Origin of the sequence: Occultella aeris (assembly GCF_902703175.1) — a bacterium.
Classification (GTDB): domain Bacteria; phylum Actinomycetota; class Actinomycetes; order Actinomycetales; family Beutenbergiaceae; genus Occultella; species Occultella aeris.
Window position 1 is genome coordinate 55,748 of the sequence record NZ_CACRYJ010000067.1, and the last position, 14,811, is coordinate 70,558.

Here is a 14,811-nt window from a genome sequence, read left to right on the forward strand (position 1 = left end):
GCGGCGAGGTCGCACCTGCGCCGTGTTGGGCCTGCCCGCCACGAGGTCACGCGCCCGGCGAGATCGTACCTACGCACCATCACCTAGTACCTCCGCGCGTACGAAGTCGGCGACTGACGTACTAGGTCACGGGCGCTTCCGCGGAAGCGTCACCGGGGAAGCGCCCCCGGGAACGCGGTGGTCACCGCTCAGACGCAGTGACCGCGCCGAGCACGACTGTGGGCGTGTCGGCCACGTTCGCCCACCAGTGCGGCGTCTCGCATCCATAGGTCGCGGAGTCGCCCGGCTCGAGGGTCTCGCGCCGGTCCCCGTGCGCGAGCAACAGGCGCCCGCTCTCCACGGTGATGGACTCGGTGGCCAGGTGCCGGAACGGCTGTGCCTCGTTCGAGAATCCCACCGGCAGGGTCGAGCGGATCACCTGCAGACGAGTCTCGCCGCGCGGCGTGAGCAGCTCGCGGACCACACGCTGCGACTCGGCACCGTCGCGCACCGGGAGCCGGTGCCGATCGGCCGCACGCACCACGCCAACATCCTCCAGCGCCGGTTCGAGCAGGTCCGCGACGCCCACGCCGAGCACTGCGGCGAGCCGGCGCAGCGTGTGCAGCGACGGGTTGCCGTGCCCGCGCTCCAGCGTGCTGACCAGGCCGAGGCTCACGTCCGCGCGGTCCGCGAACTGCTGCACGGACAGCCCGAGTCGCTTGCGCCCGGCCCGCACGGTCTGCCCGATCGCGCTGACGGCGAGCTCGTCGTCGCTGAGAGTCATGGGTTGTATCCTGCCGTGCCGGTGGCGACCATGACGACCGGGGCGACCCCTCGGCCCGGCGGCTCCGCACCGATGTCCGCCCGTTTCCCAGGCGGGCGCGGCACAATCGTGGAGCGGCGCCGTCCCCGGAGTCGGTGCCGCGCCCTTCGGACCAGGACGGAGACCACATGACCGACGTCGTCGTGGGTGTGCTCGCTCTCGTGATCGGCCTGCTGCTGTGCTTCCGCGGAAGCGGAGCGATGCGGGTACTGCTCGCCCTGTGGGGCGCCTTCATCGGATTCGGACTCGGCGCGGTGCTCGTGGCGGCACTCGCCGATCAGGGGTACCTGGCCACCGCCGCGGGCTGGATCGCTGCGATCGTCCTGGCCGTGGTGTTCGCGGCGCTCGCCTACTTCTTCTTCGCCATCGCCATCGTGCTCGCGTTCGCCTCCATGGGGTTCGTCGTCGGCCAGACGATCGCCTCGGCGCTCGGCGTCTCGCAGCCGTGGCTGCTCGTCGTCGTCGGGCTCGTCGGCGGCATCGTGCTGGGACTGCTCGCGATCGCGACGAACCTTCCCGAGCTGGTGCTCATCGTGGTCAGCGCCCTCGCCGGGGCCGGTGTGGCCGTCGCCGGGCTCCTACTGCTGTTCAACGCCCTCGACCTCAACACCCTGACCGACGCCGAACTCCGGATCGGCGACCAGCCGCTGTGGTACGTCGGGCAGATCGTGCTCGCCGTCATCGGCATCGTGGTCCAACTCCGGTACGCCCGGAGGCGCCGGCTGGGCTCGGTGCGCCAGTCCTGGGCCGCAACCGGCGCGGTGTAAGTGCCATGTAAGCCGGGTGAAACCCAGCGCCCTCAGGGTGGTCGCGACCGAACACCCGATTGATGAGGAGCACCACCCGATGACCATGGCCAACCTTCGCAGGAGCAGTCTCCGCACGCTCGCGGTCCTGGCGCTCGCGCTGACCGCCGTCGCCGGCGTCTCCGGCGCCGCCCAAGCCTCCGAGAACGATCCGCCCGGTGGGGAGGACCCCGGCTGTCCGTCCGGCGCGGTGTGCGTGTACCCGGGTGCCGGCTGGAACGGCGGCACCCCCTCGTACGTCTTCTACTCCTACGGCGCCCACAAGATCTACAACCAGTACGGCGTGCACCGCGTCTACAACAACCAGACCGGTGGCGCCGGTGCGCGGATGTGCTGGGCCACCAACGGGACGCTGTGCGGGTCCGAGCTGTACGCCGGCAGCTACCGCGATGTCTCCCTCACCCCGATCAACTCGATCCGTCTCTTCGAGTAGGCCGGCCCGGAGGAGGCAAGCTCCGGTGCTCGTGGCGCGGCAGAGGCCGCCCGACGCCGGAGCTTGCCTCTTGCTTGTGCCTCACCTCTCCCGGCGCGGCGTCAGTGCAGAGACGTCGGCCCCGTGGACCTCCTCATGACCGGTCGTGCCCCAGCCCCCAACGGTTTCGTCCGACCGCCGTCGACCGTCGGGACGAGGCGCAGGTCGAGTCCGAACGCCAGCGTGCTGAGTGATTCCACGACTGCGGCCTACGAATCCGCAGGCAGTCGCGCGACATCGTTCCGGCCCACCAGCAGCCATCGCGCGAGCTACCCTGCTCCGTGACCGGGCGGCACCGATGTGAGACGCTGCCTCGATGGCTGCCGCGTACACCGAGAGTGACCAGTTCCACGACGCCCGGATCCATCTTTCCGACCTGTCCGGCCTCGAGATCCGCGACTGCGAGGTCAGCGGTCTGAAGATCGTCGACTGCTACGGGAGCGGCGTCTACCTCGGCGGCGACTTCGAGCGTGTCGTCGTCAACGACGTCGACGTGACGGCCTACGTCGAGGCCGAACTCGACCAGCTGCACCCCACGCGCGTGCTCGCACGTGACGCCGCGTCCCCCGACGACTACCGCGCTGCCTGGGATGCCATCGAGACGCAGTGGGAGGCGACTCTCGTCCGGGCCAGGTTGTTGCCCGAGGCGGCACTGCAGGAGCGGGTCGACGGCGAGTGGTCGTTCGTCGAGACCCAACGGCACCTGCTGTTCGCCGGCGATGCCTGGCTGGGCAGTTCCGTGCTCGAGGAGAGGGCGCCGTTCCACCCGTTGGGCTTCCCGGCGGGCGGCACCCCGCCGGATGCGATCACGAAACTCGGACTCACCATCGAAGCCACGCCGACTCTCGATGACGTGCTCGCGGCGCGGTCCGCCCGCATGTCAACGATGCGGCACACGGTCGACGGGCTCACCGAGGCCGAGCTCGGTCGGGTCTGCGGTCGGCGACCAGCGGACAACTACCCCGACCGGGAGTACGTCGTGCGCCGCTGCCTCAAGGTCGTACTGAAGGAAGAGGCTGAGCACCACCGCTATGCGGTACGCGACCTCGCGGTGCTCGTGGCCGGCGAACCCACCCTGGAGAACTGATGCCCCGCGCAACCCTGACCGCAGGCACCATCGACTACGAGGACACCGGCGGGGACGGCCCCGTTCTCGTGCTGCTGCACGGTGTGAACATGGACGCGAGCCTGTGGCACGGCGTGGTGGAGATCCTCGCCCCGCGATACCGGTGCATCAGCCCCACGCTGCCATTGGGCAGCCACCGCCGCCCGATGGACCGTCCCGAGCTCGTCACCCATCGTGGCGTCGCCGCGATGGTCGGTGAACTGCTCGAGGAACTCGACCTCCACGACGTGACGTTGGTCCTCAACGACTGGGGCGGAGCCCAGTTCCTCCTCGCGGGCGACGACTCGACGCGGATCGGGTCTGCGGTGCTGGTGGCGTGCGAAGCGTTCGACAACTTCCCGCCGGGGCAGCCCGGCAAGGCCATCGCGATCTCCGCGCGAGTACCGGCACTGCTCTGGTTGGCCATGCAACTTCAGCGGTTCACCTGGTTCCGGCGCGCGCCGGGCGGGTGGGGTTGGATGAGCAAGCGCCCCGTCGCGAAGCCGCTGATGGACCGGTGGTTCGAGCCGTCCCGCAGCGACCCGCTCGTGCGCCGGGACCTGCGGACGTTCGCCCTGTCCACGCCCGCACCGGGGGAACTGCGAGAACTGACCGAAGGGCTCCGCCGCTTCGACCGCCCGGCTCTGGTGGTCTGGGCGACCGAGGACCGGATGATGCCCCGCGAGCACGGGCCCGCGCTGGCCGGCCTGTTCCCGCAGGGCCGACTGATCGAGGTGGCCGACTCCTACACGCTCGTGCCCCAGGACCAGCCATCGCGGCTGGCGGCGATCCTCGATGACTTCGTTGCCGAGGCGGCCCCACCCGAACGTGGCGTCAGGGCGCCCGACGATCGTCGGTGACTCCGCCGTCGGGCTCTCACACGTCGTAGTGCAACATCAGCACCTTCGCCGGCGCCCCGACCGACCGGTACCGGTGCTGCATCCCGCCGGGGCAGGTGAACGTCTCCCCCGCCTCGAGCTGCAGCGTGGTCACCGCGTCCGCCGCTGAGGCACGCAGCTCGAACTCGATCCGCCCGGAGACGACGTACACGAACTCCGGGCGCTCGTGGTCGAAGAAGTCACCGTGTTCGGCCGGGAGGGCGCTGTACTCGGTCACGTCGAGCGTGTCCCCCACGTGCATGAGCAGCCGGGCGCGGGCCTGGCCCCCGGTCACGGTGCTCCGCGCGGGTTCGGCGGACGCGCTCGCGATCAGCTCCTCCTGGGTGGTCTCGAGCGCCTTCGCGATCGCGAACAGCGAGCGCATGCTGGCCCGGGTCAGGCCACGCTCGAGCTGGCTGAGGAAGGAGTGGGTGAGCCCGGTCTGCTCGGCCACCTGCACCAGGGTCAGGCCGAGCGCGCGGCGACGTTCGCGGATGCTCGCGCCGAGCCCCTGTTCAAAGTCCGCGACGGCACCCATGCCCGCGCCCTCCCGTCATGAACCCCCGCCGAGTTCCCGGGCGATAATACCCAGCGCCCTGGCGAACTCTGCGTCCTGGCCGGGCGACGCACCGCCGGCTGCGACGACCCCGCCCACGTCCGTCAGCGCGAGCAGGGACTGGCCGAACTCGATCGCCGCGCGGACCCCCTCCGCGAACGGGTCGACGGCGTCCAGCACCCTCTGCACGTACCCATCAGGTAGTACGGCGTCACCGAACGAGGCGAGCACCGCGGCGCCGTCGTGGTCGATGACCACCGGGATACCCGGCAGCACCGACAGGGTGCAGCCCACATCACGCAGCTCGCCGATGAACTCGGCGTGCCGGCCCGCGTCCCCGGCGTACTGCAGGAACAGCAGCTCGGCGCCGGCCTGCTGCTTGTGCAGCGCCCGCAGCGCCCGGCCCTGCACCGGCGCGGAGAGCGGCGCCTCGGGCACCGCGGTGAACAGGCCGGCCCGGCTCGCGAGGTGAGCCGCACTGATCCCGTCGAGGTCGAACACTCCTTTGGCGTCCGGCCGGTGCCCGGCGGTGACCGGGTCCCCGGTGACGCACAGCACGCCCGCCGCACCGCAGTCCGCGATGGCCAGCAGCTCGCCCTCGATGGCGACCCGGTTCCGGTCTCGGCAGTTGATCCCGAGCCAGCCACGCATGCCGTGCTGCTGCATCAGGGCGGCCCGGTAGGACGGTGGGAACTGCACCCGTGCCCTCGCGGAGTCCCCGGTGAGCACGGCGTCGGCCACTCCGGCGAGATGGTCGGCGGCCACCGCGAACGCACCGGAGTCCAGTGGCGGCACCGGGAGCCCGGTGAGCACGAGCGGGCGGCGGGCCGCGATGGCGCGCACCTCCAGGACCGCGGCGCTCGGCGGCGCCGCAGGCGCGCCGACCGCCGTGTTGCCCAAGCCGGCCCCCTCAAAGACCGAGCCATGGCATCGAGGCCCGGTCGACGCCGTCGTTCACGTCCGGACGACCGGCCCCCACAGAGACGTCAGCGGTCATCGCACCTCCTGAAGTTCTGGGCGCATCACGAGGGAGAAGACCTCCGCGCGCAGGTCCGCGAATCGCGGCAGCCGCTTGGTGGTGAGCTGCCCGCGCGGGGTGGGCAAGTCAACGGCGATGTCCCGGATGAGTCGGCCCGGGCCGGCCGCGAGCACGAGGACCCGGTCGGCGAGGTACACCGACTCGTCGATGTCATGGGTGACGAGCGCGATGGTGACGCCGTACTCGTCCCGCAGCCGCAGCACCAGGTCCTCGAGGTCGGCCCGGGTCTGCGCGTCGACGGCAGCGAACGGCTCGTCCATGAGCAGCACCCTGGGCTCGGCGACGAGCGCCCTGGCGATCGCGACGCGCTGCTGCATGCCGCCGGAGAGCTGCCACGGATGCTTCGCGCCCTGCCCGGCGAGGCCCACGCTGGCGAGCACCCGCTCGATCCGCGCCTCCAGCACCGGCCGCGGCAGCTTCTGCGCGACCGCGGCCATGGCGAGGTTGCGCCGCACCGTGAGCCACGGGAACAGTGAGCGGCCGTAGTCCTGGAACACGACGCTGACGCCCTGCGGTGGGCCATCGACGGGGGTGTCGTCGAGGCGCACCACGCCCTCGCTCGGCGCGAGGAGGCCGGCCATCATCATCAGCAGGGTGCTCTTGCCGCAGCCCGAGGGCCCGACGATCGTGACGAACTCCCCCTGCCCGATCTTGATGGAGACGGGTTCGAGCGCGAGGTGCTCGCCGTAGCGCTTGGCGAGTCCGTCGACAGTGATGTCCATGGATGTCCTTCGGAAGAGGTTCAGAGGGAGGCGAGGCCGGTGCGCCGCTGCCAGCGCAGCAGCCGCCGCTCGAGCAGGTCCACGGCGGCGTTGAGGGCGATGCCGATGAGGGCGATCAGCAGGAACGCGGACCACATCTCGCGGTAGCGGAACGTCTGCTGGTAGAGCGCCACGTCGTGGCCGAGGCCCGCTGTGGTGGCGTACAGCTCGGCGACGATCATCAGGATGAGGCCGAATCCGAGGCTGATCCGCAGGCCGGCGAGGATGTGCGGAGCCGCCGCGGGCAGGATCACCCGCAGGTACAGGACCGGCCGCGGCAGGCGCATGCTGCGCGCCGCCCGCAGCCAACTCGGGTCCACCCCGGCCACGCCGTCGGCGGTGTTCACCGCGATGAGCCACATGCTGCCGAACGTGATGAGGAAGATGTTCATGGCCTCGGTGATGCCGAAGAACTGCAGCGCGATCGGTAGCAGCGCGGCGTTCGGCACGGACATCCAGAACCGGATGACCGGGCTGTAGAGGTGGCGCGCGACCCGGCTGCGGCCCAGCACCACCCCGATGGCGACGCCGAGTACCGCGGCCAGCAGCCAGCCCCGCGCGAGCCGGGACAGGCTCACCGGCACGCTCTCGAGGAACCGGTCGGAGGCGAACAGGGTCTGCGGCCGGGCGGCGAACCAGTCCTGGCCGAACTGGCCGAGGACGACCGAGAACGGTGGGAAGAACACGCTCGGCGAGAGGCGCGCCACGATCTCCCATGCCACCAGCAGCGCTGCGAGCAGCCAGAGCGAGCCGACGGCGCTCAATGCTCGCCGAGTCCGTGCTCCCGTTCGCCGATGCCCGACGGCGGAGGTCGCGGCCGCCGGGTCGGTCGCCGACGCGGTGGTCGCCGCTGCCGTGGTCGACGCGGTGCCGGTCGCCTTGGTCATGGTCGCCTCAGACAAGGTGGATCCTCGCGATCGTGCGCCGTTCGGCGAGCGTGAGCAGCCCGTACAGGGCCATCCCGACCACGCCGATCACCGTGATGCAGGCGTACGCCATGTCGATCCGTAGCGCCTGCTGGTACTGGACCAGGATCAGCCCGGCGCCGCTGCGCCCGCCGAGCAGCTCGGCGCTCACGACCACCACCAACGCGATGCCGGACGCCACCCGGATGCCCGTGACGATCGCGGGCGTGGCCGAGGGCAGCACGAGCCAGGCCCAGCGTCGCCACCACGGCCAGTGCATGGACCGGGCCGCGTCGATCCGCATCGGCTCGGTGCCGGCGACGCCGTAGATGGTGTTGATGAGCACGATCGGTGCCACCGCGTAGACCGCGACCGCGCCCTTCATCGCGGGGCCGAGCCCGAACAGCAGGATCGCGAGCGGGATGAGCGCGGTGGACGGGATCGAGCGCAGTGCGTTGACGGCCACCATGGCCGGCCTCGCGAGCCAGGGCACGGTGCCGATGAGGACACCGAGGACGATGGCGACGGCGGAGGCCAGGGCGAGCGCGCCGAGCCAGGTGAGCAGAGTGTCGGCCAGGCCCGCGTGCAGGTCCGGGTCGGCGAGCACCAGCGGCAGGCTCGTGGCCACGGCCGTCGGTGACGGCAGGGAGCGTTCCGAGACGAGACCGGTCGCCGTGATCATTGCCCAGCCTGCGATCACGGTGCCGGTGCCGACAATGCCGAGCAGCACGGGTGCGATCGTGGCGCGGTGGCGGGCCCAAGCAGCCCCGACAGCCGTGCGCAGCCCCCGCACCGGCCGCGCCACGCCGTCGGGCACCAGAGGGTGACCGGCGGCGCGACGCGCCGAAGCCGCGGGTGCGACGAGCCGTCCGCTCATCAGGCGCGGGCGCTCTCGGGCAGGACCGCGTCGGTGTCGACGGCGCCGATCACCTCGGCGTCGGCGAGGAGCCCGGTGAGGGTCTCGAACTGCTCCACGGTGAGCCGGCCGGCGTAGGTGGGTTCGGCGCTGGCGGCGAGGTCCTCGGCGGTTGAGCCGCACGCCTGCGCGGTGACGGCGAAGCGGGCCTCGTCGTTGGCGTCGTCGTTGGCGGAGGCGGCGACCTCGGTCATCGCCTCGGCGAAGGAGACCGCGGCGTCGGGGTTGGCCTCAGTCCACTCGGTCGGGGCCACGTAGAACGACGTCGGGATCTCGCCGACGCCGTCGAAGAACGGGTTGCCGAGTGAGCGGATGGTGCCGGCCTCGTGCGCGGCGGCGCCCTGGGACGCGCCGATCTCGGCGCTCGCGACCGTGCCGTTCTCGACGCTGGTGACCTGGTCGGCGAAGGGGACGGCAACGAACTCGACCGCTGCGCCGTCGCCCTCGGTCGCGACCCACGCCGCGGTGAGGATCTCGGCGAGGCCACCGAGAGCGTTCAGCGCAATCGTGGTGCCGTCGAGGTCCGCGGCGCCCTGGATGTCGCTGTCCGCAAGGACGATCACCTCGTTCGAGGTCTCGTTGCTCAGCGAGCTGCCGGAGAGGATCTGCAGGTCGATGCCGGTGTCGATGGCCTGCAGGCTGGTCAGCGGGTTGGCGTAGGCGATGTCGATCTCGCCGGCCTGCAGCGCCGAGACGCCCGCCGCACCGGACTGCACGGTGGTGAGTTCCACCTCGATGCCGTGCTCGGCGAAGATGCCCTGGTCGATGCCCCAGACGATGGGGTCGTCGCAGAACCCGAGAGTGCTGACGCGCACCGTGACCGGGCCGCTCGAGGTGGAGTCGGCCCCTCCATCGGTCTCGGATTCGGTTCCGGCGGCTCCGCCGGAGCAGCTCGCCAGGATCAGGGCGAGGCCTCCGGCGCAGGTGAGGGCGACGGCGGGGCGAGAGGTGCGAAGCATGGAAACGCTCCTGACGGGGTGGGGGCGGCGGGGGTCAGTAACCGATGTCACTGCCACTTACATTCCGCACGGTAGGAGGTGCGTGTTTCGGCTCGGTGTCCTCAGGAGCCGGGCCGGTTACGAACGTGTGTCGATCGGGCCAGTGTGCCGATGGGCTCCCGCCCTGGGTCGTTCAGCGCAGCCCGAGGCGCCGGGCCGCCTCGGCCATCGCCCGTGCGTAGTCCAGTTCGAGACCCCGACCGGCACCTCCGGACATGCACACACCGGCCACGCCGGGCACCGCGAGGTACTGCTCGGCCAGTGCGACGGCGGCGCGGATTCCTGCCTCCCGAGGATCGTCCGCATCGAGGACGCCCTCGATGAAGCGCTCGGGCATCAGGTGCGAGTCGAGGCCGGTCATGATCGCGGCGCTGCCCACGTCGACCACGAACGGGACACAGACCACGGCCCGGGTACGGGTGCCGAGCGCTTCGACCGCGCGCAGGAAGCCGTCCACGATGTGCGGGCCCGAGTTGATGTTGATGAAGCAGAGGTCCGCGCCGGCGGCGGCCTTCTGCGCGAACCGTGCCGGGCGCTGCACCCGGGGTTGGGCCTCGGGCGACTCGGCCACCGAGACGAGCAGGCCGTTCGCCTTGGCGATCGACGTCAGTTCGGTGGAGTCGAGGTCGAACACCGGCATCGCCTCGGGCCGGCGGCCGCTGCGGTTGTGGTCCCCGGTGATGCAGTGCACGGCACTGACGCCCGCATCGGCCAGCGCCGCGAGCTCACCCTCGAGGGCCACCCGGTTCCGATCGCGACAGTTCAGGCTCGACCACACGCCCACCCCTTCCGCGCGCAGCAGGCGGGTGCGGTAGGCGGGAGGGAACTGCACCCGCACGCTCGGCGGCTCCCCGATGAGCACGGCGTCCACGTGCTCGCGCAACGCCGCGGCCCCGGCCACCACGGCGTCGCGGCGGGCGGCCCGGATCGGGAAGTCGCTGGTGACGATCTGCCGGCGGGCCAGCACGTCGGCGAAGTCGGCGCCGGCCGGTGTCAGCGGGATCGGCTCGGGGTGGACCGGCTCCCCCATCGGCCGGTGCACACCGGCCCACGCGCGTGGGCGCCCGTCCAGGAAGACGCACGGATGCTCGGCCACCTCACAGCGCCCATCCTCGTGCACGCCGGCGCAGGGACCGTAGGTCATCGACTTGGGGCAGGAGAACGAGGCGGTCGCGGTGGTCATCGTCAGGTCTCCTGAGCGCATCGAAGTTTCAGTGGAACTGACATCGACGTTAGGCGGGACAGGTTTCCTACACGTGTCAGCGCGTCGGTAACCGTGCGCCACCACTGCACCGCGGCCGGCCCGTCCAGCACCGGGTTGACCAGGCTCAGGCGTCCTGCGCGAACCTGATGATCTCGGCCGCGTCAATCAGGATGTCCTCGTCGGTCGGCATTTTCGAACCGACGCCATCCGGGTACGCCGCGTGAACTATCTGCAGCAACTCGGCTGGCTCCTTGAGCCCCAGCTCACGAGCCAAGTCGATCAGGTCATCGAAGTCTCGTGCGCGGTTGGCCAGCATCTTCATCGCGAGCAGCGTCCTCGGATCAGCAAGGTGGGCGGTGAGCCCTCCGGTGACGATCTGCACCGTGGACCACTCGTAGGCGACTGGTGGCACCCACGGCGCGGCCGCGGGGTTGAACCAACCTTCGAGCAGTCCATGTTCGGCAGCGATCTCGTCAGCAATTGCATAGACCTCGGGTGCTTGCCGTGCGACAGCATCGACGTCTGTGGTCGCGTCTCGCGTCCCGATCGTGAGGGCGATCGCAGCTCCTCCGACCACGAGCGCGGTGACCTCCAGGCCTCGGCTCGCCAGGCGTCGACCGATGTCATCGAGCAGGTCGCGGATCTCGGTCGCGTTGAGTTCCCGCCGCTCGGTCACAGGGTGGCTAGGTCGTTCTCGGTGACGAAGACGTTCAGGGCCGCCAGTTCAGGCGGCGACTCTCGCTTGGCGCGTGCGCGGCGCGACGGAGCCCGCGGGATGAGCCACTCGTGCTCGAGCCTCGTCGCCGACTCCGCCCACTCGGGCACGTCTAGGTCCAACTGAACAAGTGTCCGCTTGGTAAGAGCCCGCAACAGGGTGTCGAATCTCGGATCCTTGATCGGTGCGGGCTCCACTCCCCACTCGGCGATGTCCCGCGGATCCCGCAACGACCTGAGGTGATCGAGAGCCTGGATGAGCATCTTGAACGCGGTGGTCTCATCCCCACGCGCAAGGGCGGCCGACATCGCATCGGATGCAGACCTCGCAGTCATCCACCGTCTGTGGTCCCCGTTGGCATCCCTGGCCTCAGACCTGGCCAGGAGACGGCTGATCTCCGGCTGACTGCGATTCATGGCCGCGGCAATCGTGCGTTGGCTCATCCCCTGGCGGGTTGCCCGGGCGGCGGCATTTCGAAGATCGCGAGACGCATCGGCACGCAACCGGTCAGCCCGAGCCGCCGTGCGAGCCAGTTCGTCCGTCAGATTCATTGTCCGCCTCCCGATAGCAAATGCTATCACCGCATCGCGCCTCGGATCAGGTCCGTTACCTACCGCGGGGTCGCCCGCCCGCCGTCGCGCCTCTCAGGGGGCAGCGGAGTCTCCGACGGTGGTCCGGAACGAGTCGCGACCCGTGTGGATCCGCCACAGCCGGTCGGCGAGCGCCTCGGGTGCGAAGCGCGGGTCGCCCCCGCCGATCGCACCCGGGATGATCAGCTGCCCCACGTGGATGCCCTGCGGTGCCAGCGCGTCGTGGAGCATCATCCCGTAGGCGGACTCGGCGGCGAACGCGGTGGACGTACCCGCGACCTTGCCGTTCGGGGTCGCGGCGCTGGAGCCGTTCACGAGCAGGATCGTGCCCCGGCTCAGCTCGGCCATGCCGGGTAGCACCTGGCTGACCGCCGCCGCGGGCGCGAGGATCGAGAACTCGGTGGCGGCCGAGAGGTCCTCGACGGTCGTCTCCAGCACCGGCCGGAGGAACTCCCGGCTGGGTATCGGGCTGTACTGCAACACCTCGATGGTCCCCAGATCCGCCGCCGCTGCCTCCAGTGCGTCGACCAACGCTTCTCGGTCCCGGACGTCGGCGGCGAAGCCGCCCGCCTCGATCCCTTCCACGGCCAGGGCGCGGGCCATCTCGTCCAGCTTTTCCTGGTTGCGGGAGATGAGGGCGACGGCGAAACCCTCGCGTCCGAACCGTTGGGCAGCGGCGAAGCCCAGGCCGGTGCCGGCGCCGATGATCGCGATCGATGTCATGGTCTTCCTTGTCTCGTCCGCGCGATCACGTGGTGCTGGGTGCGTCTCGTGCGCGCGGACACGTCCTCGACACTATGCCGACCGACCTTGTGCGGGGAGCCCCTGTCAGTACCCCTCTCACGATCGCATCGCGGTCGCAGCCGGCTCCGTTCGCACGCACCGTACGTGTCCGGAAACCTGGCCGACCCGGCTCGAACGCAGCCTCAAGAAATCGGACGAACGATCTAGCCTCGAAGGATGAGCAACCTGAGCGCGGAACGCTCCCGGCAGGCACTGACCGAGCACACCCGACGGCTGGCCGAGGCTGCCGGAGCGGCCGAGCCGGACGCACCGGTGCCGACCTGCCCGGGCTGGACCGTGGCGGACCTGGTCGCGCACGTCGGCCAGACCCAGCACTGGGTGGCGGACATCGTCGAGCACCGCATCGCCGACCCGAGCCAGTTGCCCACCGAGATGGCCGAGGTGCCCACAGACGCCTCGGCATGGCCGGCCTGGCTGGTCGACGGCGGTGCCCGGGTGGTCGCAGCGTTCGACGACGCGGCGCTGGTGGAGCCGGTCTTCAACGCCGCAGGTGATGACCGCACCGGCGGGGTGTTCTGGTTGCAGAGCCAGCTCAACGAGGCGGTCATCCACGGTTACGACGCCGCCGCGGCAGCGGTCGGCGACATCGCGGTCGACTTCGACATCGACGCCGACGTGGCCGCCGAGCTCATCACCAACCATCTGGCCATGCTCACCTCGCCGACCTGGGCGGCCCTGCGACCGGAGTCCGCCATGGCAGTGGGTGGCGCCGGAGAGTCGTTGCACTGGCACGCCGACGATCTCGACGCCTCGGGCGAATGGCTGATCGAACGCGGCACCGACGGTGCGACGTGGCAGCCCGGGCACGGCACAGCGGATGCGACCGTGCGGGGACCGGCGGGCGTGCTGCTGCTGATCCTGACCCGTCGTCTTCCGCTCAGCGCCGTGAGCCCCGACGTGGTGCGCCTCGACGGCGATGCCGAGCTCGTCGGTCATTGGGTTGCCAATACGGCCCACATCGCGGACTGACGGCCAGGTGGCTGGTAGCGATCGCAGGTGTCGACTCGGGGTTCAGTCGTAGGGTCTACTGCACCGATGGGTGATATCTGATCCAGGTTGAGCGCGTGTGCCCTCGCCGAACATCGTCGTGCCGTGGCCCTGCCACGGGTAGCCAACCCGTGCCGGCCGGCGCCGCGAATCTCGGGACTGTGGCGCCCCGTCGCCGGTAAAATTCGCTGATCGCAGGGCACCGTCGCTCGCGAAGGAGTGGAGGTTGCCATGCTCTCCATCGTCCTGGAGACCGCGATCGGACTCGCGTTGATCTTCTATCTGATGGCCCTGGTGTGCAGCGCCCTCACCGAGGCGATCGCGAACGCGATGAGAAAGAGGGCCAAGTATCTGCTGCGCGGCCTGCGCGAACTACTCGACGACCCCGGAGATACGGGGACCGGGCCGAGCATCGTCGCGCCCGTGGCCCCGATCGTGGCCGAGCAGGCGCTCTACAGCCAGGCGCTGGCGGCCAACGCGACGACCGTCCCGCCCACCTCTGCGGCCGCCGACGGCGCGTCAGATCCATGGACGACGGCGGTCATGGGTCACGCCCTCGTCAGACCGTTCAAGGAAGCCCGCTCCACCCGGCAGAAGACCCGAAACCCCAGTTACCTTCCCGCGCGTGCGTTCGCCTCGGTCCTGGTGGACCTGATCGTGCCCGACACGGACGGCGAGACGACGCTCACGGCGATCCGCGGCCACGTCGCCGCTCTGGACGATTCCACCCCGTTCAAGGGAGCCTTGACCAGCATCCTCAAGCGGACCGAGGGAGACGTGAAGAGCTTCGTCTCCGCGCTCGAGGAGTGGTACGACGACCAGATGGACCGGATCAGCGGCTCATACAAGCGCTGGTCCAAGCGCTGGCTGGTGGTCATCGCCGTCGTCCTGGTCGGGGCTGCCGGGCTCGACACGCTCTCGATCGGGCGATCGCTGTACGAGGATGCACCGCTGCGTGCCGCGGTCGTGGCGGCCGCCGCCAACGAGAGCCTCTGCGATCAGGACGAGTCGTTCGACGAGACCCGCGAGTGTGTGAGGTCCACGCTCACGGAACTGGGTGCCAGCAACGGCCTCCCGCTCGGTTGGTCCGAGGACAGCAGGCCCACGACGTTCGCCGGCTGGCTGCTCAAGGCGCTCGGCCTGGCGATCACGGCCGCTGCCGCCGCCCTCGGGGCACCGTTCTGGTACGACGCTCTCAATCGGCTGGGGTCGCTGCGCAACACCGGGCCGAAGCCGAAACCGGCGAAGCCCTGACGACGCCTACTGCGTCCCG

17 protein-coding genes are annotated in these 14,811 nt (G+C 70.4%); 6 read left to right on the forward strand and 11 right to left on the reverse strand.

Features of this window, described 5'->3' with window-relative positions; translation table 11 throughout:
• Positions 1-181: 181 nt before the first annotated feature.
• Positions 182-763 (reverse strand): helix-turn-helix domain-containing protein, encoded by a 582-nt coding sequence (locus tag HALOF300_RS23500; protein ID WP_156743319.1) that lies wholly within the window; start codon positions 761-763, stop codon positions 182-184.
• Between the two features lie 167 nt (positions 764-930).
• Here HALOF300_RS23500 and HALOF300_RS23505 point away from each other — a divergent pair, with 167 nt between their 5' ends.
• From HALOF300_RS23505 to HALOF300_RS23520, 4 genes are all read left to right on the forward strand, one after another.
• A complete protein-coding gene (locus HALOF300_RS23505) occupies positions 931-1,569 on the forward strand; it encodes a TM7S3/TM198-like domain-containing protein (protein ID WP_156743320.1) in 639 nt (212 codons plus the stop codon).
• 79 nt (positions 1,570-1,648) lie between these two features.
• The gene (locus tag HALOF300_RS23510) at positions 1,649-2,041 is read left to right on the forward strand and encodes a hypothetical protein (RefSeq protein ID WP_197522794.1); all 393 of its coding nucleotides are present in this window, start codon (positions 1,649-1,651) and stop codon (positions 2,039-2,041) included.
• 355 nt (positions 2,042-2,396) lie between these two features.
• Positions 2,397-3,167 (forward strand): DinB family protein, encoded by a 771-nt coding sequence (locus HALOF300_RS23515; RefSeq protein ID WP_156743321.1) that lies wholly within the window; start codon positions 2,397-2,399, stop codon positions 3,165-3,167.
• The gene (locus tag HALOF300_RS23520; RefSeq protein ID WP_156743322.1) at positions 3,167-4,045 is read left to right on the forward strand and encodes an alpha/beta fold hydrolase; all 879 of its coding nucleotides are present in this window, start codon (positions 3,167-3,169) and stop codon (positions 4,043-4,045) included. Before HALOF300_RS23515 ends, HALOF300_RS23520 begins: the two co-directional genes overlap by 1 nt.
• Before the next feature lie 16 nt (positions 4,046-4,061).
• Here HALOF300_RS23520 and HALOF300_RS23525 read toward each other — a convergent pair whose 3' ends face one another.
• From HALOF300_RS23525 to HALOF300_RS23570, 10 genes are all read right to left on the reverse strand, one after another.
• A complete protein-coding gene (locus HALOF300_RS23525; RefSeq protein ID WP_156743323.1) occupies positions 4,062-4,601 on the reverse strand; it encodes a helix-turn-helix domain-containing protein in 540 nt (179 codons plus the stop codon).
• Between the two features lie 15 nt (positions 4,602-4,616).
• Positions 4,617-5,519 (reverse strand): methylenetetrahydrofolate reductase, encoded by a 903-nt coding sequence (locus tag HALOF300_RS23530; RefSeq protein ID WP_156743324.1) that lies wholly within the window; start codon positions 5,517-5,519, stop codon positions 4,617-4,619.
• A 93-nt stretch (positions 5,520-5,612) separates the two neighbouring features.
• Positions 5,613-6,380 (reverse strand): ABC transporter ATP-binding protein, encoded by a 768-nt coding sequence (locus HALOF300_RS23535; protein ID WP_156743325.1) that lies wholly within the window; start codon positions 6,378-6,380, stop codon positions 5,613-5,615.
• A gap of 20 nt (positions 6,381-6,400) precedes the next feature.
• Entirely contained in the window at positions 6,401-7,321 is a 921-nt protein-coding gene (locus HALOF300_RS23540; RefSeq protein ID WP_156743326.1) for an ABC transporter permease, read from the reverse strand.
• Positions 7,314-8,054, reverse strand: a complete 741-nt coding sequence (locus tag HALOF300_RS23545; RefSeq protein ID WP_197522795.1) for an ABC transporter permease — start codon at positions 8,052-8,054, stop codon at positions 7,314-7,316. The genes HALOF300_RS23540 and HALOF300_RS23545 overlap by 8 nt, the downstream gene beginning before the upstream one ends.
• A gap of 146 nt (positions 8,055-8,200) precedes the next feature.
• A complete protein-coding gene (locus tag HALOF300_RS23550; protein WP_156743328.1) occupies positions 8,201-9,199 on the reverse strand; it encodes an ABC transporter substrate-binding protein in 999 nt (332 codons plus the stop codon).
• Positions 9,200-9,371: 172 nt separating this feature from the next.
• Positions 9,372-10,421, reverse strand: coding sequence for a methylenetetrahydrofolate reductase C-terminal domain-containing protein (locus tag HALOF300_RS23555; RefSeq protein ID WP_197522796.1), 1,050 nt, complete (start codon positions 10,419-10,421; stop codon positions 9,372-9,374).
• A gap of 145 nt (positions 10,422-10,566) precedes the next feature.
• On the reverse strand, positions 10,567-11,118 hold the full coding sequence (locus HALOF300_RS23560; protein WP_156743330.1) for a DUF6036 family nucleotidyltransferase: 552 nt from the start codon (positions 11,116-11,118) through the stop codon (positions 10,567-10,569).
• Positions 11,115-11,708: a helix-turn-helix domain-containing protein gene (locus HALOF300_RS23565; protein ID WP_156743331.1), complete on the reverse strand. Its 594-nt coding sequence runs from the start codon at positions 11,706-11,708 to the stop codon at positions 11,115-11,117. Before HALOF300_RS23565 ends, HALOF300_RS23560 begins: the two co-directional genes overlap by 4 nt.
• Before the next feature lie 93 nt (positions 11,709-11,801).
• A complete protein-coding gene (locus tag HALOF300_RS23570; protein ID WP_156743332.1) occupies positions 11,802-12,470 on the reverse strand; it encodes an SDR family NAD(P)-dependent oxidoreductase in 669 nt (222 codons plus the stop codon).
• A 237-nt stretch (positions 12,471-12,707) separates the two neighbouring features.
• Between HALOF300_RS23570 and HALOF300_RS23575 the strand changes: the two genes are divergently transcribed.
• Both HALOF300_RS23575 and HALOF300_RS23580 read left to right on the forward strand, forming a co-directional pair.
• Positions 12,708-13,520, forward strand: a complete 813-nt coding sequence (locus HALOF300_RS23575; RefSeq protein WP_156743333.1) for a maleylpyruvate isomerase N-terminal domain-containing protein — start codon at positions 12,708-12,710, stop codon at positions 13,518-13,520.
• Positions 13,521-13,769: 249 nt separating this feature from the next.
• Positions 13,770-14,792, forward strand: coding sequence for a hypothetical protein (locus HALOF300_RS23580; RefSeq protein WP_156743334.1), 1,023 nt, complete (start codon positions 13,770-13,772; stop codon positions 14,790-14,792).
• Positions 14,793-14,811: the final 19 nt, after the last annotated feature.